This window comes from Pseudomonas sp. HLS-6, assembly GCF_002753995.1.
In the GTDB taxonomy this organism is placed as follows: Bacteria; Pseudomonadota; Gammaproteobacteria; order Pseudomonadales; family Pseudomonadaceae; genus Aquipseudomonas; species Aquipseudomonas defluvii.
In genome coordinates this window covers 2,586,004-2,606,541 of the sequence record NZ_CP024478.1, presented here as the reverse complement: position 1 = coordinate 2,606,541, position 20,538 = coordinate 2,586,004, and the positions used below count along the sequence as shown (strand labels likewise).

Below are 20,538 nucleotides of genomic sequence, written 5' to 3'. Positions count from 1 at the left end.
CTGACAGCAGTGGCAGGATTCTGCCAGCAGCGTCCCGTGGCACAAAATGTAGAACCGGAACACCGGTCAAGCCTGTGAGGAGCTTCGCTATGACGTTGTTGATCCGTGGCGCCACCCTGATTACCCATGAAGAGCGATACAGGGCCGACGTGCTCTGCGCCGACGGCCTGATCAAGGCCATTGGCGACAACCTCGAGGTCCCCACTGGCTGCGAAGTACTCGACGGTAGCGGCCAGTACCTGATGCCGGGCGGCATCGACCCGCACACCCACATGCAATTGCCCTTCATGGGCACCGTGGCCAGCGAGGACTTTTTCAGCGGCACCGCTGCAGGCCTCGCCGGGGGGACCACGTCAATCATCGATTTCGTCATTCCCAACCCGCAGCAGTCGCTGCTCGAAGCCTTCCACCAGTGGCGTGGCTGGGCCGAGAAGTCCGCCGCCGACTACGGCTTCCATGTCGCAATCACCTGGTGGAGCGAACAGGTACGGGAGGAAATGGGCGAACTGGTTCAACAGCACGGTGTGAACAGTTTCAAGCACTTCATGGCCTACAAGAACGCGATCATGGCCGCCGACGATACCCTGGTAGCCAGTTTCGAGCGCTGCCTGGAACTGGGCGCGGTGCCTACCGTACATGCCGAGAATGGCGAACTGGTCTACCACCTGCAACGCAAGCTGCTGGCCCAGGGCCTCACCGGCCCCGAGGCGCATCCCTTGTCGCGGCCATCGCAGGTCGAAGGTGAGGCGGCCAGCCGCGCGATCCGTATCGCCGAAACCCTCGGTACGCCGTTGTACCTGGTGCATGTCTCGACCCGCGAGGCACTCGACGAAATCAGCTACGCCCGGGCCAAGGGCCAGCCGGTGTACGGCGAGGTACTGGCCGGGCACCTGCTGCTGGATGACAGTGTGTACCGCCACCCGGACTGGCAGACGGCCGCCGGCTACGTAATGAGCCCACCGTTCCGCCCAATCGGCCACCAACAGGCGCTGTGGCAAGGCCTGCAATCAGGCAACCTGCACACCACCGCCACCGACCATTGCTGCTTCTGCGCCGAGCAGAAAGCCGCCGGGCGCAACGATTTCAGCAAGATCCCCAATGGCACGGCCGGCATTGAAGACCGCATGGCCGTGCTTTGGGATGAAGGGGTCAACAGCGGCAAGCTGTCGGTGCACGACTTCGTCGCCCTGACCTCGACCAACACCGCGAAGATCTTCAACCTCTTCCCGCGCAAGGGTGCCCTGCGCGTCGGCGCCGATGCCGACCTGGTGCTCTGGGACCCGGAGGGCACGCGGACCATTTCGGCCAAGACCCATCACCAGAACGTCGACTTCAACATTTTCGAAGGCAAGACCGTGCGCGGCATACCCAGCCACACCATCAGCCAAGGCCGCTTGGTCTGGGCCAACGGTGACTTGCGCGCCGAGCGCGGTGCCGGGCGCTACCTCGAACGGCCCGCCTACCCTGCGGTATTCGACCTGTTGAGCAAGCGTGCCGAATTGCATAAGCCGAGCGCCGTGAAACGCTGAAAGCAAGGCCGTGACGCTGCCCCACAGGCCGTAGTGACTCTAACAATCAGAACAGAGGCCACCACCGTGATCGACTCCTTGAATCACCTCCCCCGACCCGGCGTCGATAACGCCACCCTGGCCGAGCGCTTCGGCGACCTGGCGCCGCCGCTCAATGCCCGTCAGGCTACGCTGGAAAGCGCACGCTGCCTGTACTGCTACGATGCGCCGTGCGTCAACGCCTGCCCCAGCGAAATCGACATCCCCGCCTTCATACGCAACATTCATCAGGACAACCTCCAGGGTGCGGCCGAGAAAATTCTCTCGGCCAACATCCTCGGTGGCAGCTGCGCACGGGTCTGCCCGACTGAGGTGTTGTGCGAGCAAGCCTGCGTGCGCAACCATCATCAGGAATGCGCGCCCGTGCTGATCGGCGCGCTGCAGCGCTACGCCCTGGACCACGCTGACTTCGACGCCCACCCTTTCCAGCGCGCGCCCGTTACCGGCAAGCGCGTCGCGGTGGTCGGTGCCGGCCCGGCCGGGTTGGCCTGTGCCCATCGGCTGGCCTGGCATGGCCACGACGTGGTGATCTTCGAGGCACGGCCCAAGGCCGGAGGGCTGAACGAGTACGGGATCGCCAAGTACAAGCTGGTCGACGACTTCGCCCAGCGCGAACTGGCGTTCGTGCTGCAGATTGGCGGCATTGAAATACGCCATGGTCAGGTACTGGGCGACAACCTGAGCCTGTCGGATCTGCGCCAACAGTTCGATGCGGTGTTCCTTGGCCTTGGCCTGAACGCCAGCCGTCAACTCGGCCTGGCCAACGAAAACGCGCCGGGGTTGCTCGCCGCCACCGACTACATCCGCGAACTACGCCAGGCCGACGACCTGAGCCAACTGCCACTGGCCGAGCGCTGCATCGTGCTCGGTGCCGGCAATACCGCCATCGACATGGCCGTGCAGATGGCCCGCCTGGGTGCTCGTGAGGTCAACCTGGTGTACCGCCGTGGCTACCCGGACATGGGCGCAACGGCACATGAACAGGACATCGCCAAGGCCAATCAGGTGCGTCTGCTGACCTGGGCACAACCCGACGAAGTCCTGCTGGATGAACAGGGTCGGGTGCGCGGCATGCGCTTTGCTCGTACCCACCTGGACGAAGGTCGCCTGCAGCCTACCGGGGAAACCTTCGAACTGGCCGCCGATGCCATCTTCAAGGCCATCGGCCAGACCTTCGATGAACACGCCCTGAACGACGCCAGCGGGCAACTCCTGGCCCGCGACGGCGACCGCATTCGCGTCGATGAACAGATGCGCACCAGTCTTCCCGGCGTGTATGCCGGTGGCGACTGTACCCAACTCGGGCAGGACCTCACCGTCCAGGCCGTGCAGCACGGAAAGCTGGCAGCCCAGGCCATTCATGCCCAACTGATGAACCACGTGGAGGCCGCATAAATGGCAGACCTGTCGATCGAATTCGCGGGCATCAAAGCGCCTAACCCTTTCTGGCTGGCCTCCGCCCCGCCCACCGACAAGGCCTACAACGTGGTCAGGGCGTTTGAGGCCGGCTGGGGTGGCGTGGTCTGGAAGACCCTTGGCGAAGACCCGGCTGCGGTCAACGTGTCGTCACGTTACTCGGCGCACTATGGCGCCAACCGCGAGGTTATCGGGATCAACAACATCGAGTTGATTACCGACCGCTCACTGGACATCAACTTGCGCGAAATCACCCAGGTCAAAAAGGACTGGCCCGACCGCGCCCTGATCGTGTCGTTGATGGTGCCCTGTGTCGAGGCATCCTGGAAAGCCATCCTGCCGCTGGTGGAAGCCACCGGCGCTGACGGTATCGAGCTGAACTTCGGTTGTCCCCACGGCATGCCTGAGCGTGGCATGGGGGCGGCAGTCGGCCAGGTGCCGGAGTACGTCGAGCAGGTTACTCGCTGGTGCAAGATTTACAGCAAGCTGCCAGTAATCGTCAAACTCACGCCGAACATCACCGATATCCGCCAGTCGGCACGTGCGGCCTACCGTGGCGGCGCTGACGCGGTGTCATTGATCAACACCATCAACTCCATCACCAGTGTCGACCTGGAGCGCATGGTCGCCCTGCCCATTGTCGGGAATCAGAGTACCCATGGCGGTTACTGCGGTTCGGCGGTGAAACCGATTGCCCTGAACATGGTTGCCGAAATCGCCCGAGACCCGGCCACCCAGGGCCTGCCGATCAGCGGCATCGGTGGTATCGGCAGTTGGCGCGATGCGGCCGAGTTCATCGCGCTGGGCTGTGGTTCGGTACAGGTCTGCACCGCCGCCATGCTGCATGGCTTTCGAATCGTCGAAGCCATGAAGGACGGCCTTTCACGCTGGATGGACAGCCAGGGTTATCACACGTTGCGGGATTTCAGCGGGCGGGCCGTCGGCCACACCACCGACTGGAAGTACCTGGACATCAACTACCAGGTCATCGCCAGGATCGACCAACAGGCCTGCATCGGCTGCGGGCGCTGCCATATCGCTTGCGAAGACACCTCGCACCAGGCCATCGCCAGCCTGAAACAGCCCGATGGTAGCCACCGCTACGAGGTGATCGACGCCGAATGCGTAGGCTGCAACCTCTGCCAGATCACCTGCCCGGTGCAGGACTGTATCGAGATGGTCGCGCAGGATAACGGCAAACCCTTCCTCGATTGGCAGCATGACCCGCGCAACCCCTATCACGTAGCACCTTGAAGGGCATCTCAGCGACCAGGGGCCAGCCGCAGCCGCGGCTGGCCGTCACTCATGTTAACCGGCGCAGCACCAGCGGCCCCGTTAAAATAAAACTGCGGCCCGTAATGGCAGCTGGATTATCCTGCTGCGTAACAGGGACCGTAAGCCGATTCAGGAGTGATCATGTTGTACCGTCTGGGCGCCGATGGTTTGGTGCTGTTCCATCTGCTGTTTATTCTTTTTGTGCTCTTTGGCGGACTGCTGGTGCTCAAGTGGCGCCCGCTGATCTGGTGCCACGTGCCGGCCATTGCCTGGGGCGCAGCGGTCGAAGGCTTTCATTTGACCTGCCCGCTGACCGCCTGGGAAAACGCCTTGCGCCAGGCCGCCGGCAGCTCGGGCTACAGCGGCGGGTTTATTGAGCACTATGTCTGGCCGTTGATCTACCCCGCCGGGCTGACCGCCTCGATCCAGATCGTACTGTGTGCCGTGGTGCTGCTGGTCAACGGCCTGGTCTACTGGTGGGTATTGACCCACTGGCGTACTACCCGGCGAGTACGCAACAGCTACTGAGCCACTCTACTGCGAAACAACCTTGGCCGGCGCGCTGTAGCGGTAGGTGGTCACCACGCACACCAACAGTGCAGCCCCGGCCAGCAGACCACCGACGACGCCGATGTGAGCCACACCCACGTGGCTGATCACCACGCTACCGAGCAAGGCTCCACCACCGATACCGATGTTGTAGATCGCCGAATGCAGCGACATCGCCACGTCGGTGGCATCCGGCGCCAGGTTCAGCACTTTGGCCTGCATCACCAGCCCGAAACACATGATGGCCACGCCCCATAGCACGCACAGCGCACCCAGCGCCAATACCCCACCGGAGAGGGGCAACAACAGCGCCAGGCACAGCGCCAGGGCAGCGATTGAGGCCATCAGCAAACCGCGAGGGAAGCGGTTGTTGTAGCGGCTGAACAGCAACGAACCGAACAACCCTGCACCACCGAACAGCAATAACAGCAAGGTGGTCACCTCACCGCTCATGGCCGCCACGACGTCGACAAACGGCTCGATGTAACTGTAAGCGGTAAACTGGGCGGTAATGACCATTGCGGTCAGCACATAGAGCGACACCAGCGCCGGCCGCTTGAACAGCACCGGCAGGCTTCGCAGCGAGCCGGAATTCTGGCTGGGCAGTAACGGCAAGGACTTGGCCAGGCACAGCATGGTTAACCCGGACACCCCGGCAATCGCCATGAAGGTCATCCGCCAACCCAGCGCCTCGCCCACCACCCGCCCGAGCGGAATGCCCAACACCATCGCCAGTGTTGTGCCGGTCGCCAGCAGGCCGAGTGCCTGCACCTGCTTGCCCGGCGGCGCCACGCGCACGGCCAGCGAGGCGGTGATCGACCAGAACACAGCGTGCGCCAACGCAATACCGATGCGGCTGAGCAGCAACATGCCAAAGCTCCAGGCCATGCTGGACAGCACATGGCTGGCAATGAACAGGACAAACAGCAGAACCAGCAGCTTGCGCCGCTCGATATTGCGCGTAAGCAGCATCATCGGCAGCGAGGTCAAAGATACGACCCAGGCATAGACCGTCAGCATCAGGCCGACCTGAGCGGTCGATAGTTCAAAGCTCGCGCCGATGGCGCTTAGCAGGCCTACCGGAACGAACTCGGTGGTGTTGAAAATAAAAGCCGCCAGGGCCAGCGCAATCACGCTCAACCAACTACCGGCACGCGTATCCGTGGGTGTATTTGTCAAAAGATGGGCAACGCTCTGGGAGCACACCGCCTACAGGGGCCGCTGCCGGGCTGGTCTAGAACCAACCCGGTACCTGTACGGGCACTCGAAACTCAAATTCATACGCAAAAGACCTGCGCAGGCTATCGCCACCCACGGCCGCAGGCCTGGGTGAAGCGAGCAGTCAACAGATCATTATGAGTATGGAGGGTGCGGCCTGATGCCCGGGATTCTACGCCGCCCCCCTGCGCTGAACAACACGGCCGTCGGCAGCGCCATGGCACGCGGGCCCAGGCCTCGGCGAACACAGGTGATAACTGCGGGCCGACAACGCAACTTACCGCCCTCTCAATGGTCGAACACTCGCTAGAATCCACCGCCCTTACTGCCGATCAGCCTTGGTTCCAGACCCCTCATGCCAGCCGCTTCCTTGCGTACACTGGGCCGTTCGATGGCCCTGAGCATTACCCTGTGCAGCCCCCTGCTCGCCTCTGGCGCCACCACACAATGCCCCACCGGCCAGTACCAGGTGTGCATGGGCAGCTGCTTCTGCGCGCCGGTCAGCCAAACAGAGATCGGTACCGTCTTTGCGCAAGTCGGCCAAATAGCGGCTACCGGCCTTGCCGGCTGGATCAAGCAGTCGCGCAATTCAGCCGCTGCGGATGATGTTCAGCCGATTCCGCTGAACATCCGTGTGCAACTTGAACCCTACTACGACTTCCAGGTCCTCGACAGCGCCCGCTACAAGGTCGGCGATACCCAGGAGCTGAACGCCGCCAATGCCATGCTGCAAAACCCCGACGTGAATGCCGTGACCTTGATGGACATCATCGTCTTTCGCCATGAGCAGGACGCCCTGAACAACGTCGCCCTCTGGGCCCATGAGCTCAAGCATGTGCAGCAGTACCAGCAATGGGGCGTCGATGACTTTGCCGCCCGCTACACCCGTGATTACGACGCGGTGGAAGCGCCGGCCTACAAGATCCAGGCCGATGTCGCCAAGGCACTCGGCAAACACGGCTCCTAGCCAGCACGGGGCGCGAGCCGAACGGATCACCGTCACTACGGTGCGGAACTATACTTAAAGCCTCACTCCCGATGTAACGGCCGGAGGTCACCGACCTGGTCGGTGCCTGCGTTGATAGTGGTCTTCTGAAAGGAGTACACACCATGGACGAGGCCAAACTGAATGACTTCATGGGCAAGCTGGTGACCGACATGGGCGCCGCTGCAATGCTTGCCAACGTAATTCTTGGCGAAGAGCTGGGCCTGTATCGGGCCATGGCCGACAGCCAACCCACCACCCCTGAAGCGCTGGCCAGCAAAACCGGTTGCAATGCCCGGTTGCTGCGCGAATGGTTGAGTGCTCAAGCGGCGTCAGGCTACATGGAGTATGCCGAGGGCCAGTTCCGCCTGCCTGAAGAGCAGGCCATGGCCCTGGCAATAGAGGACTCGCCGGTGTACGTCGCCGGTGGCGCCGTGGTGATTTCAGCGTTGTTCCACGACAAGGACAAGCTGGTAAAGGCCATGCGTGGCAACGGTGCCCTGCCATGGGGCGAGCACCACGCCTGCATGTTCAGCGGCACCGAGCGCTTCTTCAGGCCCGGCTACCGTGCGCACTTGGTCGCGGAGTGGCTGCCCGCGCTGGACGGCGTCGTCGAAAAATTGCGTGCAGGCGCCAAGGTGGCCGATGTCGGCTGCGGGCATGGCGCCTCGACCGTGATCATGGCCCAGGCCTTCCCGGCGTCGCGGTTTACCGGCTTCGACTACCACGCACCGTCCATTGCCACGGCAACACAGCGCGCGGTGGAAGGCGGTGTAGAGGATCGCGTGCAGTTCATCCAGGCCAGCGCCAAGGACTATCCCGGTGCGGACTACGACCTGATCTGCTACTTCGACTGCCTGCATGACATGGGCGACCCCGTGGGGGCTGCCCGGCATGCCCGGGCAACACTGAAACCGGACGGCACCGTGTTGCTGGTCGAGCCCTACGCCAACGACACCCTGGAAGAGAACAGCAACCCGGTGGGCCGGCTGTTCTACGCCGCCTCGACCTTTATCTGCACGCCCAACTCCTTGTCCCAGGAGGTCGGCCTGGGCCTGGGTGCGCAGGCCGGAGAGGCACGCTTGCGCAAGGTGTTCAACGAGGCGGGATTCAGCCGGTTCCGCCGCGCAACGGAAACTCCCTTCAACCTGATCCTGGAAGCCCGTGTGTAAGGGCTGCGAACGCAGAGCGGTAGTAGTCGGCATTGCTGGCGATCGGTGTATCGCCGGCAATGCTGCCGCTTACACGGGAGACAGTCCAGATGACGTGCTCGATTTTTCGGAGAGATATGTCGCAGCACTAGGAATGGTCCTACATTGGTTTTCATAGGCATTTGTTAGCGTCACAACCTTCATCGCTGTGCGCACTCAGGGCTGCGGGTTGGCCATGAGGGCCGCTAACGTACAAGGACGACAAACAGATGCTGGTTAACACCTACACCGTCAAAGCCGGCGACACGCTGGTGCTTATCGCTCAGCAGAATGGGTCTAGCGTGCCAGAGGTACTGGCGCTCAACCCGATCATCAAGGATCCCGATGTGATCAAGGTAGGCTGGCAACTCAACCTGCCCGCCACACCATCACAGATACCGTTGCCGCCCCTCAGCTTTGCCAATGACCAGACCTGCCTTTCCATTGAAGGCAGTATCGAATGCAAGGAAGAGCTGGTTGATGTGGTCCATGTGACAGGCTCGCCGCACCTGTGCGTGTTGACCGCCCCGCAGGCCAAGGCCCTGAAACAGGAAGTCGCCTTCGTTCGCGAACTGATGGACTGCACGAAACGCTGGCAGCCGCCCAGCCCGTCAGCCACTGCGCCCGCATCGAAGTGCCTTATGCCGCGTGCAGTTGCACCCGCTGCGTCAAAGAGGACTGGACGCTCAAGGCCAAAGCCGCAGGCGTGCTGACCCGTGAGGCGCCGGTCGAACCTGCTGAGCCGAGCACATCAACGCCGACGACCGAGGAAGATCTGTCCGGGCAACTCCATACCCTGCAGGAAGCCCGCGACTGGTACCAACGCTATGAGCCCAGCCTGTTCTCGGGCAGCCGCAGCGAAAGCAACTGGGAACAACTGCAGCAGCAGAAAGTGCAGGATATCGACGCGCAAATCACCGAACTGCGCACGCAATTGGCCGCCCAGCGCAAGGCCCAGGCTGAAGCCAGCAGCAACCGTTCCACGGCGGCCATGCCCGACCTCAAACACGGTAAAGGCCGTGAGCGCAGAGCAGAACAAGGGCATCAGCAGCGCACCGGCCTGCATGTAGTGGAAGTTATCCTGTTCAGCGACCCGAGCCGTCGCCACTACATCCGCACGTCGTTCCATCAGCGCGTCGACTGGAAAGTGCGCATCAGCACGCAGACTCTTGCCAGTAAACCCTTCAACAAGCAACTGGCCGGTGAGCTGATCAAGGACATTCAGTCGGCGATCAGCACCAGCCGCAAATCAGGGCCACTGGGTAGCCTGGAGGCCAAGCTGGCCTCGTGGAGCAGTGACAAGGACAACCTGCTCAATACCTTGCACCAGGAAGTCTCCTGGACTTCCAACGCCACCGACGCGGCCCGCTACGCCGTCTCGGCCGACGCCCAGGCCTTGCGCTTCGCCGCCAGCGCCAGTGCCGGCATCAACAGCTGGAACCCGGCGCAGGGGTTGATCGACGTCGGGGTCAAGGGCACGGCCGAATTTTCCCTGGCCGACGCCGCGGTGTCCTTCAACAGCTACTTCCCCAGCCAGGGCGGCTACCTGGCCAGCATCACCTACCGCAACGGCGAGGGTAAGACCGTGCGCCACCCCCTGGGCGTGTTCCGCCTGAGTGGCCGGCTGGAGCTGAGTTGCTTCGTGGGCACCCAATTACAGGGGGAAGCGGCAACAAAGACACAGTACAAACCCCGCGAACAGCCCGCGGGCGCAACGGCCTTGCTCGGCACGCCAACCCTGGACGTCGGTAAAAGTGGCTATATCGGGGTCAAAGCCACTGCGTTTGCTGGCGCCCAAACCGGTGGCGCCTTGACCGGCAGCTTTCAATGGATCGAACCCGACCTGCAAGGCATTGGCAACATCGAGCCCGGTCAGGCGAATGCCAGCAGCAACTGGGTGGATTTGGCGCAGATCAAGGCGGAGGGGAATGTTGCCGCAGGCATTGGCGTGAGTGGCGAGTTTGGTATTGAAATTGCGAAGAACCGGCTGGCTATACGCTGCAGTGGTTCGCTAGTACTGGGGCCAGGGGCCGGCGGCGGCTTCACTACCGTAGTCGACGTGGAGCTGGTCGGGAAACTGGCCTTACTGTTTTGCAAGGCGTTGGCTGAGGTGGATTACCGGTATTTACTGGGTGTAACGGATGATGCGTTTAGTTACTTGGTATCTGGGCTATTTAAGGTCGCTAGTCACCCTATAGATGAGAGCCAGAGAATACTTCATGAAAGCTTGTATGAAATGGTTACTTGGTGGGACGAAAGAAATGCGACCAAGCTGGAAGCAGAACGGCTAACAGACCACTTGCTTAAGTATCACGCTGTATGGATAGGTGGGCAACGTATTCCCCTGAGCCTGCTACCGCCCGAGACAATGGGTCCCATGGTCCACCTGTTGTCAGAGAGCTTGGTTTGGAGCTTTAACGAGCGTCGGGAGCGTGCATTGATTATGCTGCTTTCAGCTGTGCGCACTTGGCGACAGTTTATCGAGGTGTTGGAACACTGCGATCCCAAAGCCCAAAAGGTAAATGCCATGGAGAGTCTGGCACGAATCAACTCGCTACTCGATGCCCGCGAGCAACGCTTCTTCAATCGCTTTATTGATGGGCTAGCCGTCAGTCCGAAAGCCGAACGCAGTGAGGAGCGCATGGCCTGGTCGCCGAGCTCTTTTAGCACCAAGCAGGACATTCTATTGGCTGCGCAACGCAGCGGCAGGTTCACAGGGCTAGCGTAAGCACTGAAAGTGACAAGGGCGGATGATTACGCCCTTGTCTGCTACTTACTCAGAGTGGCTGATCGGACTGTATGGAGCAGCGGAAGCCAAAACCGGGCAAGTATCGGCTTTTTACAGGCTCATCAGCCCAGCGCCGAACCGTACTCGCAGAAAGTAGCGGCCCTTCGGCATAGGTTGAGCCTCTGTGCACGCGCAGTGTTCCGGTTTCTGGGCCGGTTGGATTTTCTACGGGGGAGTGACGGTAATAATCCGCACTATACCAGTCATTGACCCAGTCAACGGCGTTGCCAGACAGGTTGTAAATGCCCAGGGGGTTGGGTACGAAACGGTCTACTGCAAAGGTACGCGTTTCATCCGGGTGAGGAAAATTTCGCCCATAGTCCAAACCACCGTTATCGGTAGCAAAAAACACATACTGACCACGGTTGCGAGCGGCATATTCCCATTGGGCTTCAGTAGGTAAATCTACAGGGTAACCACTCAACTGGCCCAGCCAGCCACAGTAATCTTTGGCTTCTTGCCACGCTTGAGGGAAGGCGGGTTTTTTAGGCTGGTACCGGAACTGCAAGTCCTCTCGCTTTCGTAGCTCTTTATCAAAAAGAGGTTTGCCTTGGGCAATAAAAAATAAATCGAAGTCTTTTAGCGTGGTCTGGAATTTAGAAAAATAGTAGCCGCTCAACTTAACCGGATGAACAAAATCATCATCCCCATCCATGCTGATATTGCACAACCGCTCGGTCTCAACCCCACACGGCCATTTGCACATATTGCTGGGGTCATAGTCACACTTCCAGCCGAAATCCCCCATCTGAAACTCACCGCCTTCGACAAACACCATATTGTCCAGCGACTGCACCACGGTATTGAGCAGTTGGGTGCGTATGTCGGTGGACAGCTTCGGGTAGGTCTGGTCGATGGTCGTCGCGATCTGCGCGACTTTTTCTGCAGAGAGTTTTTCGCTCTTGGGCAATGGCAGGGATTGGGCCTGGCAGCCGGTCAGCAGCAGAACCGCAGCGGGAAACAGCAAGCGAACAGTGGGCAGACAGAGCACAGCAGTATCCCCATGGGCCGATAGCCCGAAAAGCTTGAACGCTAGCAGATCCACCTGCCGGCTGGCTGTAGGACCGTTCTGAAATCAACGACTCGCCCAGTTTCAACCCACGCGACGCGCATAACGTTGCGCCAAGACCGCGCAAACCATCAACTGGATCTGGTGAAAGATCATCAGCGGCAGGATTACCGCGCCAATGCCACCCCCGGCAAACAAAACCTGAGCCATTGGCACACCGGTGGCCATGCTTTTCTTTGAGCCGGCAAAGAGGATGGTGATGCGATCCTCCAGGTTGAAGCCCAGCCAACGGCCCAATGCCTGGGTACACCAAAGCACTACGGCCAGCAGCACGCAACACGCCAGCGTCAGGCCCAACAGTCGTGAGAACGCGACGGACTGCCAGAGCCCGCTGACCACCGCATCGCTGAAGGCGGTATAGACCACCAGCAAAATCGAGCCCTGGTCCACGGTTTTCAGCCACGTAGCGTTACGCATCACCCAGGCGCCAATCCAGCGTCGGGCCAGTTGCCCGGCCACGAAGGGCACCAGCAGTTGCAGAACAATCTTCAACAACGCATCGAGGCTGGAAGCCCCCTCGCCCTCCACCCCCATCAACAGCACCACCAGCACAGGCGTCAGTACGATACCCAGCAAGCTCGACGCGGCGGCGCTGCAGATTGCCGCCGGAATATTGCCCCGGGCCAGTGCGGTAAAGGCGATGGCCGACTGCACCGTCGCTGGCAAAGCACAGAGGTACAGCACGCCCAGGTACAGCTCATCGCCAACCAGTGGCAGGAACAGCGGTTTGAGTGCCAGCCCCAGCAGCGGGAACATCACGAAGGTGCACCCAAACACCAGCAGGTGCAGACGCCAGTGCCCTGCCCCGGCCACGACCGCCGCGCGGGCAAGCTTGGCCCCGTGCAGAAAGAACAGCAGGGCGATGGCCAGGTTGGTCAACACGCCAAACACCAAGGCGCCCTGCCCCTCGCATGGCAACAGTGTGGCGACAAGGATCACTGCGAGCAGCGCAAGGGTGAAATTATCGAACAACACACGTAACGATTTCATCGGGCGTCCTGGCAAATGAGGTTAGGCTTGAAGCTTGCCGGGCGAGACGATACGGTCTGTGGCCCATTACGACTAACGCCAGAACGCTGCCAGTGTCGCCAAACGGACAACACGCAATACGCCCCACACAACGCCTCGCCGCGCTCAAGCGGCTGCCGCGTCCGGTGTACGGCCATGCACACGCATTACCCAACATTGCGCTCGGCTACGCCCATCGCCACCCGTGGGCGCAGTTGTCCCATGCCATCAGTGGCGTGTTGGAAGTGCATACCGAACACGCGTTCTACGTCGTACCGCCACATCGCGCGGTATGGATACCCGCCAACACCGTGCATCGGGTGACCTGCACGACGGGCACCTGTATTCGCAGCCTGTACCTGGACCAGGCTGCCAACTGCAGGCGTACCACCGACTGCCGCGTGCTGGGCATCAACCCGCTGCTACGCGAACTGATCTCCACCTTCAGCGGCCTACCAGTGGACTACGAACAACACGGCGCCGATGGTCGTCTGGTGCAGGTGTTGTTGGATCAACTCGCCAGCGCGCCTGAGGAAGACATGCGTTTACCGCTGCCCGGCGATAAACGACTGCGTGGTTTGTGCCAGCGCTTGCAGGAGCACCCCGACGATGCAACCGGGCTCGCGACCTGGGCTTTCCAGCTGGGCGTTTCGGAGAAAACCCTCAGCCGAGTGTTCCGACGCGAGACGGGCCTGACCTTTCGTGCCTGGCGTCAGCGGCTGCGTATGCTGAGTGCGCTACCGGCACTGGAGCGTGGCGACCGCGTGACCGATGTGGCGCTGGCGTGCGGTTACGAGTCGTTGTCAGCATTCATTGCGGCTTTCGGTCAGCAGTTCGGCAGATCACCCGGCGAGTGGCTGCGAGGCAACACCAAGGCCGTGGCAGTACCCTGAGCTAGCCGCCTAAACGCCACTCGCCCACAGGTCGATATTGGCCTTTATGGGACTCGAGCAACGTGAAATGGCCGGCATTCAAATGAAAGTCCGGCGGCGCACTGCTTTCCGGGACGGCAGTACGGTAGTCGCGCATCAGTGTCAGGTGCGGCCGGAAATCCTTGGGCAACTCAGTGAAGCCCAACGGCAACATGGCTTCCCGCAGGGCATAGACCAGTTGACGCAGCAGCAGCGGCGTCTGCACGGAAGTCAGCAAGAGCACACGGGACTGACGCCACACCTCCAGGCGATCAAGTGGCACTGTCAAGTGCTGGCCTGCTCGCGCAACAGTCGCAGCCGCCGCACAGAGGGCAGGAACCTGCGTTACCGCAACGGCACCAAGAAATAACAACGTGACGTGGAAATTGTCGACCGGCACCGGGCGCCCGCTGTCCACGTGGAGAGCACCGCGCCATTGAGCAATGGCTCGACGTTGTGCCTGCGCACAAGGCAAGGCGAAAAACAGGCGCTTGACGGGTTCACCCGGCTCACGCGATTCGTTGCGCATACACGCCTCCCTCTCGGCAGAGCCCTGTGACTGGCTAGAAAAGCAGAACACCTGCGCGTGCAATACCCCTTTAAAGCCTACGCCTAAAGCTCAATTTACGAGTGAAAACCTTTCAGATTGAATACCAGTGGCCCACGCAAATGCTTGGTGCAGCGATTGGGCCAGCACATGGCACGGGCGTCACTCACCACATGATTGCCTGGTGCAGCCAGGCACCTCACCCCAAAATACTTGTACATAAAATTACTTATGTACAAGTATTTTGGTGCACAATGGTACGACAGTATCAAATTGCCTTCTGCGACTCTCACGCTACGCTTCTCTCTGGAACTCCCGGCATGTTCACACGTAAATCCACCCTTCTGAAAAACGCCTTGGATGCCTGCCAGCAGCGCCTGGCCGAGCGGGACGCCGAACACGACGCCCTGCGCGAGTCGATGGCAATCATCGAATTCAGCACTAGCGGTGAAATTATCGATGCGAACCCGTTGTTCCTCACCCTGATGGGGTACTCCCTGAGCGCCCTCATGGGCCGCCATCACCGCCTGTTCTGCACCAGTGAGTATGCCAACAGCCCGCAATACGCGGCACTCTGGCGCCGCCTGCAACAAGGCGAGCCTGTCAGTGGTGAGTTCCAGCGCCTGTCGAGCACGGGGCGAGCGGTCTGGCTGGAGGCCACTTACCTGCCGGTTCGAGGCGCCAATGGCCAGGTTGAAAAAGTCATCAAAGTGGCCTCCGACATCACCGAAGGTACGCTGCGCAACCAGATGCACGCCAGCGTAATGGATGCGGTGAATCGCTCAATGGCAGTGATCGAGTTCGACCTGCAGGGCAAGGTGGTGAACGCCAACGATAACTTCCTGAACACCATGGGATACCGCCTGGAAGAGATTCGTGGCAAACACCACAGCACCTTCTGCCTGCCCAGTGAAGTGCACGGCACTGCCTATAAAGATTTCTGGCTAGGCTTATGCCGAGGTGAACCGCGTTCGGGGCTGTTCCAGCGCGTAGCCAGGCAAGGACGACACGTCTGGCTGCAGGCTACCTATAACCCGCTCTACGACGTAGACGGCAAGTTGTACGGGGTCATGAAACTGGCGAGCGACATCACTGAGAGAATCGAGCAGCGCCGGTCCGAGTCGCAGGCGGCGATGCTGGCCTTCGAAACCTCGCGTGAAACCAATGAGCACGCCAGTCAGGGCACGGCCGTGGTTGCCCAGGCGGTCAGCCGGGTACAGGACATTGCCGAGGAACTTCGGGAGGCCGCCGGCAACATCAATGCCCTGAGTCAGCTGTCCGAGGAAATTGGCAGCATTGTTGGCGCCATTCGCGCCATTGCCGAGCAAACCAACCTGTTGGCGCTCAATGCAGCCATCGAAGCGGCACGTGCCGGTGAACAAGGCCGCGGTTTTGCAGTGGTGGCCGACGAAGTACGCAACCTGGCGACACGCACCAGTACCTCCACCCTTGAAATCGGCGAGGTGGTGGCGCGCAGTCAGGCGCTTGCCCAGCAAGCAGTCAAAAGCATGCACGACAGCACCCTCAAGGCCGAACAAGGCCTGGCACTCGCAGAGGAAGCAGGCGCTGCCATGCAGGCGATTCACGTGGGTGCCAAACAGGTGGTCGAGGCCATTGGCCGCTTCTCGGATATCCTCGAGAGCGATCAGGGGGCGAAGGGTACCCAGCCCTGAATCAGCCAACCTGACTGAAATGTAATCACCTGCCCGATTGCGCTGTGGCATCGTAATGTCCATGGCGCCTGGCATCCGCAAAAATGCCTCCCGCCCTGAGATAACACGTTCTCTCCAATCGAGAGATTCTGACTGACGGGACACCACAGGCATGTCTTCCACGACCTCCAGACGCACCTTTGTCAAAGCCCTGGCCGCAGGCGGATTGCTGGCAGGCTGCGGCCTGTGGCGCACGCCAGTATGGGCGATTGCCAGCCCTGGCCAGCCGAATGTACTGACCGGCAACGACTTCGATCTGTCCATTGGTGAAATGGGCGTTAACTTCACCGGTACGCCACGTACCGCCATGACGATCAATGGCAGCCTGCCAGGGCCGCTACTGCGCTGGCGTGAAGGTGATACGGTCACCCTGCGAGTCAGGAACCGTCTGAAAGAAAACACCTCGATTCATTGGCACGGAATCATCCTGCCGGTGAACATGGACGGCGTACCCGGCCTGAGCTTCCACGGTATCGAGCCGGGTGGTGTGTATGTGTACCAGTTCAAGGTCAAACAGAACGGCACCTACTGGTACCACAGCCATTCCGGCTTTCAGGAACAGGTTGGTGTCTATGGGCCGCTGGTCATAGACGCGAAGGAACCCGAGCCATTCAGCTACGACCGGGACTATGTGGTGATGTTGTCGGACTGGACCGACGAAAACCCGACGCATGTCATGAAAAAGCTGAAGAAGCAGTCTGACTACTACAACTACCACAAGCGTACCGTTGGTGACTTCATTGATGATGTCGGCAAGAACGGCTGGGCCGCCACTGTAGCCGATCGAAAGATGTGGGCACAGATGAAGATGAACCCCACCGATCTTGCCGACATCAGTGCAGCCACCTATACCTACCTGCTCAATGGACACGCTCCCGACGCTAACTGGACCGGCCTGTTCAAACTGGGTGAGCGGCTACGGCTGCGGATTATCAACGGCTCGGCCATGAGCTACTTCGACCTGCGCATTCCCGGCCTGAAAATGACCGTCGTCGCAGCAGACGGCCAATACGTCACGCCGGTAAGTGTCGATGAGTTACGTATTGCCGTGGCCGAAACCTATGACGTGCTCGTCGAACCGACCCTGGAGGCCTATACCCTCTTTGCCCAATCAATGGACCGCACCGGCTTTGCCAGGGGCACACTCGCCGTACGCGAAGGGCTGAGCGCTCCTGTGCCAACGCTCGACCCACGGCCGCAGATCAGCATGAGCGACATGGGCATGGGCGGTATGGACCATGGGAGCATGGACCATGGCGATATGACCAACATGGACCAAGGGGCTATGCAGAGCATGGATGGAATGCAGAGCATGGACGGCCTGCAAACCATGGATGGCATGCAGAGCATGGACCATGGCCAGCCAGGCACAACGCCTGAGCACAGCATGCATGACATGAGCGCGATGAGTGGCATGGAGCACCACCCAGCCTCTGAAACCGATAATCCACTGGTAGACATGCAAACCATGGCCCCGGCCCCCAAGCTCAGTGATCCCGGCATGGGCCTGAGAAACAATGGCCGACGCGTACTGACCTACGCTGACCTGAAGAGCACCTTCCAGGACCCCGATGGCCGCGAACCGAGCCGCACGATCACCTTGCACCTGACCGGCCACATGGAGAAGTTCTCGTGGTCGTTCGACGGCATCAAGTTCGCCGATGCCGGGCCGATTCGGCTCAAGTACGGGGAGCGAATCCGTATTGTCCTGGTCAACGACACCATGATGACGCACCCGATACACCTGCACGGCATGTGGAGCGATCTGGAAGATGAAAACGGCAATTTCATGGTTCGCAAACATACGATAGACATGCCACCCGGCACCAAGCGCAGTTACCGCGTCACCGCCGATGCACTGGGTCGATGGGCCTATCACTGCCATCTCATGTACCACATGGAAATGGGCATGTTCCGCGAAGTACGGGTAGATGAGTAGGAGAACGGCATGAACATCGAAAAAACCGCGAAACCGTTGCGCGCAAGCCTCGTGGCTTTCAGCCTGGGGCTATTGCACCTCCCTGTGGCGGTGGCGCAGGAACAGTCGATGCAAGGCATGGATCCTCCCCAGATGCAGGGTATGGATTACAGCCCTATGCAGGGCATGGCCCCAAGTGCAACGCAGGAAAGTCGCACACCGATTCCGGTGCTCACCGACGCTGATCGCGCAGCCGTCTTCGAGAGCGCGGGCGGCCATCAAATGCATGATGACGCGATCAACTCAAAGGTGCCGATCGATAAGCTCGAATGGCAGGACGCGGACAATGGCGCCGTACTCAACTGGGATGTGAACGGCTGGATTGGCACCGACCTGAACCGTTTGTGGGTACGCTCCGAAGGTGAGCGCAGCAACGGTGTCACCGAAAAGGCAGAACTGCAGGCGCTTTGGGCGCATGCCATCGGCCCTTGGTGGGACGTCGTCAGCGGGATACGTCAGGACTTCAAGCCAGGAGATCCCCAGACCTGGGCAGCACTGGGGGTGCAAGGCATGCCCCTGTATGACCTCGAAACGAGGGCAACCGCCTACGTGGGCGAGAACGGTCAAACGGCCGCTCGACTTGAAGGTGAGTACGACGTATTGCTCACCAACCGCCTGATCCTGCAGCCAACGGCTGAACTGAACCTCTACGGCAAAAACGACCCGCAACGGGCTACAGGCTCCGGATTGGCCAATACCGAGGTAGGCCTGAGGCTGCGCTATGAAATCCGTCGAGAGTTTGCACCTTACATTGGCGTTACCTGGAATCGTACGTATGGCAAGACCGCCGATTACGCCCTTGACGACGGTGAAGACCGCAGCGAGGCACGCTTGGTGATGGGCGTGCGCATGTGGTTCTGAACAGCGGCCCCCCCTTGAAGCCCACCACACACTAACCCAACCACGGCCCAGGCCGTCAGGAGCCTTGCATGTCCCCTCTGAAAACACTCAGCGTCGCTGCCGCACTCAGCGCCGGTCTGTTCCTCAGCCTCAGCGCTCAAGCGCATCCCAAGCTGCTCTCCTCCAGCCCGGCAGAGGGCGACACTGTCGCCTCACCGGCGAAAATCGAACTGCACTTTTCCGAGAACCTGGTGACGCAATTCTCAGGCGCGAAACTGATGATGACCGGCATGCAGGGTATGGCGCACGCCCCGATGGCCGTCAAAGCCGCGGTCAGTGGCAGCAGTGACCCGAAAGCCATGCTCATCACGCCGGCAGCGCCACTCAGTGCGGGCACCTACAAGGTCGAATGGCGAGCCGTATCTTCCGACACCCACCCTATTACCGGCGCTGTTACCTTCACGGTGAACTGAGAGCATGGATGACCTGCTCAACATCGCCTTGCGTCTGGTGCTCTGCATCGACCTGATGCTGCTCTTTGGGCTGGCAGCCTTTCGCCTGTACAGCCCTGCGACGCAGGTTGTGGCCGAAAGCTCGGCAGCGCGCTTCAGCGCACTGCTTGCCACTGGCGCCGTGTTGGGTGTGCTGTTGTCGGCCCTCGGCATACTGCAACTGACGAAAACGATGAGTGGCGCCTCAGATTTCACTGAACTGCACCCGCACATGCTGCAGATGGTACTGATGGAAACCGATGTCGGGCACATGTGGTGGCTGCGCATCGGCGCGCTAACCCTCGCGACCCTCGTAGCCCTCGGCGTAGGGCGCGACTCACCCGTGGGTCAGTGGCTGGTGATGCTGTGTGGCGCAGTGGCCCTGGCAACCCTGGCCTGGAGCGGACACGGTGCCATGGACGATGGCTACAGGCGCTACCTGCATTTCACCAGCGATATTGCGCACCTGCTGGCCGCAGGTGGCTGGCTGGGAGCATTGTTCGCCTTTGCCTGGTTGCTAAAGGCCAATCACCCCACAGCAAACCAGCAACTGCGGGCACTGGCCCAGGCGCTCAGGGGTTTTGAAGTCACAGGGACATTGATCGTGGTTGTGCTGGTGCTCACCGGCGTCGTCAACTACCTGCTGATCGTCGGGATGACGTTGGAACCGCTGACAAACAGCACATACGGTGGGTTGCTGTCGCTCAAACTCATACTGTTTGCTGGCATGCTGGTGTTTGCCGCACTCAATCGCTTCCAGTTGAGCCCACTGCTGGAAACCTCGCTACAAACCGGCCATTACCAAAGCGCTATCAACGCCTTGCGGCGCAGCATGGTCCTGGAGCTATCGGTAGCGGTGATCGTTCTTGGCCTGGTGGCCTGGCTGGGTACCCTTAGCCCGGAGGTGGAACTGCCCAGCGGCTAGGCGGATCCGGGTTTGAGGTGGACGCCTCGATAGCATCCAGCGGATGGCCTACCCTACTCAGGTGCTCC

The 20,538-nt window shown here is 60.6% G+C and carries 18 protein-coding genes; 14 read left to right on the top strand and 4 right to left on the bottom strand.

Annotated features, from left to right (window positions below; all coding sequences use genetic code 11):
• Positions 1-89 precede the first annotated feature (89 nt).
• The 4 genes from hydA (at position 90) to CS390_RS12345 (ending at position 4,787) form a co-directional block, all read left to right on the top strand.
• Positions 90-1,529 (top strand): dihydropyrimidinase, encoded by a 1,440-nt coding sequence (gene hydA / locus CS390_RS12360; protein ID WP_065758370.1) that lies wholly within the window; start codon positions 90-92, stop codon positions 1,527-1,529.
• A 66-nt stretch (positions 1,530-1,595) separates the two neighbouring features.
• Positions 1,596-2,963: an NAD(P)-dependent oxidoreductase gene (locus tag CS390_RS12355; RefSeq protein ID WP_065758369.1), complete on the top strand. Its 1,368-nt coding sequence runs from the start codon at positions 1,596-1,598 to the stop codon at positions 2,961-2,963.
• Positions 2,964-4,238, top strand: coding sequence for an NAD-dependent dihydropyrimidine dehydrogenase subunit PreA (gene preA, locus CS390_RS12350; protein ID WP_065758368.1), 1,275 nt, complete (start codon positions 2,964-2,966; stop codon positions 4,236-4,238).
• A gap of 162 nt (positions 4,239-4,400) precedes the next feature.
• A complete protein-coding gene (locus CS390_RS12345) occupies positions 4,401-4,787 on the top strand; it encodes a DUF2784 domain-containing protein (RefSeq protein ID WP_065761936.1) in 387 nt (128 codons plus the stop codon).
• Between the two features lie 6 nt (positions 4,788-4,793).
• Here the strand turns inward: CS390_RS12345 and CS390_RS12340 are convergent, their stop codons facing one another.
• On the bottom strand, positions 4,794-5,987 hold the full coding sequence (locus CS390_RS12340) for a sugar transporter (protein WP_065761935.1): 1,194 nt from the start codon (positions 5,985-5,987) through the stop codon (positions 4,794-4,796).
• Positions 5,988-6,381: 394 nt separating this feature from the next.
• On the opposite strand from CS390_RS12340, the gene CS390_RS12335 reads away from it, so the two are divergent.
• The 4 genes from CS390_RS12335 (at position 6,382) to CS390_RS12320 (ending at position 10,929) form a co-directional block, all read left to right on the top strand.
• The gene (locus CS390_RS12335) at positions 6,382-6,993 is read left to right on the top strand and encodes a DUF4157 domain-containing protein (RefSeq protein WP_099774710.1); all 612 of its coding nucleotides are present in this window, start codon (positions 6,382-6,384) and stop codon (positions 6,991-6,993) included.
• A gap of 143 nt (positions 6,994-7,136) precedes the next feature.
• A complete protein-coding gene (locus CS390_RS12330; protein WP_099774708.1) occupies positions 7,137-8,183 on the top strand; it encodes a class I SAM-dependent methyltransferase in 1,047 nt (348 codons plus the stop codon).
• Between the two features lie 248 nt (positions 8,184-8,431).
• Positions 8,432-8,914, top strand: a complete 483-nt coding sequence (locus tag CS390_RS12325; RefSeq protein WP_099774706.1) for a LysM domain-containing protein — start codon at positions 8,432-8,434, stop codon at positions 8,912-8,914.
• Positions 8,908-10,929, top strand: coding sequence for a peptidoglycan-binding protein (locus CS390_RS12320; RefSeq protein WP_099774704.1), 2,022 nt, complete (start codon positions 8,908-8,910; stop codon positions 10,927-10,929). Before CS390_RS12325 ends, CS390_RS12320 begins: the two co-directional genes overlap by 7 nt.
• Before the next feature lie 49 nt (positions 10,930-10,978).
• On the opposite strand, the gene CS390_RS12315 is transcribed toward CS390_RS12320, so the two are convergent.
• A complete protein-coding gene (locus tag CS390_RS12315) occupies positions 10,979-11,980 on the bottom strand; it encodes an SUMF1/EgtB/PvdO family nonheme iron enzyme (protein ID WP_256587609.1) in 1,002 nt (333 codons plus the stop codon).
• A 102-nt stretch (positions 11,981-12,082) separates the two neighbouring features.
• Entirely contained in the window at positions 12,083-13,048 is a 966-nt protein-coding gene (locus CS390_RS12310) for a bile acid:sodium symporter family protein (protein ID WP_099774702.1), read from the bottom strand.
• 92 nt (positions 13,049-13,140) lie between these two features.
• On the opposite strand from CS390_RS12310, the gene CS390_RS12305 reads away from it, so the two are divergent.
• The gene (locus tag CS390_RS12305; protein WP_099774700.1) at positions 13,141-13,959 is read left to right on the top strand and encodes a helix-turn-helix domain-containing protein; all 819 of its coding nucleotides are present in this window, start codon (positions 13,141-13,143) and stop codon (positions 13,957-13,959) included.
• A gap of 1 nt (position 13,960) precedes the next feature.
• Here the strand turns inward: CS390_RS12305 and thpR are convergent, their stop codons facing one another.
• Positions 13,961-14,506, bottom strand: coding sequence for an RNA 2',3'-cyclic phosphodiesterase (gene thpR / locus CS390_RS12300; protein ID WP_099774698.1), 546 nt, complete (start codon positions 14,504-14,506; stop codon positions 13,961-13,963).
• 338 nt (positions 14,507-14,844) lie between these two features.
• On the opposite strand from thpR, the gene CS390_RS25515 reads away from it, so the two are divergent.
• The 5 genes from CS390_RS25515 (at position 14,845) to copD (ending at position 20,470) form a co-directional block, all read left to right on the top strand.
• On the top strand, positions 14,845-16,197 hold the full coding sequence (locus CS390_RS25515) for a PAS domain-containing methyl-accepting chemotaxis protein (RefSeq protein ID WP_099774696.1): 1,353 nt from the start codon (positions 14,845-14,847) through the stop codon (positions 16,195-16,197).
• 151 nt (positions 16,198-16,348) lie between these two features.
• Complete coding sequence (locus CS390_RS12290; protein WP_099774694.1) at positions 16,349-18,175, top strand: copper resistance system multicopper oxidase; 1,827 nt, start codon at positions 16,349-16,351, stop codon at positions 18,173-18,175.
• Positions 18,176-18,184: 9 nt separating this feature from the next.
• Positions 18,185-19,075, top strand: a complete 891-nt coding sequence (locus tag CS390_RS12285; RefSeq protein ID WP_099774692.1) for a copper resistance protein B — start codon at positions 18,185-18,187, stop codon at positions 19,073-19,075.
• Between the two features lie 68 nt (positions 19,076-19,143).
• The gene (copC, locus tag CS390_RS12280; RefSeq protein ID WP_099774691.1) at positions 19,144-19,527 is read left to right on the top strand and encodes a copper homeostasis periplasmic binding protein CopC; all 384 of its coding nucleotides are present in this window, start codon (positions 19,144-19,146) and stop codon (positions 19,525-19,527) included.
• Between the two features lie 4 nt (positions 19,528-19,531).
• Positions 19,532-20,470, top strand: coding sequence for a copper homeostasis membrane protein CopD (copD, locus tag CS390_RS12275; RefSeq protein ID WP_065761414.1), 939 nt, complete (start codon positions 19,532-19,534; stop codon positions 20,468-20,470).
• The last annotated feature ends 68 nt before the right edge of the window (positions 20,471-20,538 follow it).

What these genes read in the sequence shown, in the direction of transcription:
- CS390_RS12335 (WP_099774710.1), top strand. Translation starts at nt 6,382, where the DNA reads ATGCCAGCCGCTTCCTTGCGTACACTGGGCCGTTCGATGGCCCTGAGC.
- CS390_RS25515 (WP_099774696.1), top strand. Translation starts at nt 14,845, where the DNA reads ATGTTCACACGTAAATCCACCCTTCTGAAAAACGCCTTGGATGCCTGC.
- copD (WP_065761414.1), top strand. Translation starts at nt 19,532, where the DNA reads ATGGATGACCTGCTCAACATCGCCTTGCGTCTGGTGCTCTGCATCGAC.
- hydA (WP_065758370.1), top strand. Translation starts at nt 90, where the DNA reads ATGACGTTGTTGATCCGTGGCGCCACCCTGATTACCCATGAAGAGCGA.
- CS390_RS12310 (WP_099774702.1), bottom strand. Translation starts at nt 13,048, where the DNA reads ATGAAATCGTTACGTGTGTTGTTCGATAATTTCACCCTTGCGCTGCTC.
- CS390_RS12285 (WP_099774692.1), top strand. Translation starts at nt 18,185, where the DNA reads ATGAACATCGAAAAAACCGCGAAACCGTTGCGCGCAAGCCTCGTGGCT.
- copC (WP_099774691.1), top strand. Translation starts at nt 19,144, where the DNA reads ATGTCCCCTCTGAAAACACTCAGCGTCGCTGCCGCACTCAGCGCCGGT.
- thpR (WP_099774698.1), bottom strand. Translation starts at nt 14,506, where the DNA reads ATGCGCAACGAATCGCGTGAGCCGGGTGAACCCGTCAAGCGCCTGTTT.
- CS390_RS12290 (WP_099774694.1), top strand. Translation starts at nt 16,349, where the DNA reads ATGTCTTCCACGACCTCCAGACGCACCTTTGTCAAAGCCCTGGCCGCA.
- CS390_RS12325 (WP_099774706.1), top strand. Translation starts at nt 8,432, where the DNA reads ATGCTGGTTAACACCTACACCGTCAAAGCCGGCGACACGCTGGTGCTT.
- preA (WP_065758368.1), top strand. Translation starts at nt 2,964, where the DNA reads ATGGCAGACCTGTCGATCGAATTCGCGGGCATCAAAGCGCCTAACCCT.
- CS390_RS12330 (WP_099774708.1), top strand. Translation starts at nt 7,137, where the DNA reads ATGGACGAGGCCAAACTGAATGACTTCATGGGCAAGCTGGTGACCGAC.
- CS390_RS12345 (WP_065761936.1), top strand. Translation starts at nt 4,401, where the DNA reads ATGTTGTACCGTCTGGGCGCCGATGGTTTGGTGCTGTTCCATCTGCTG.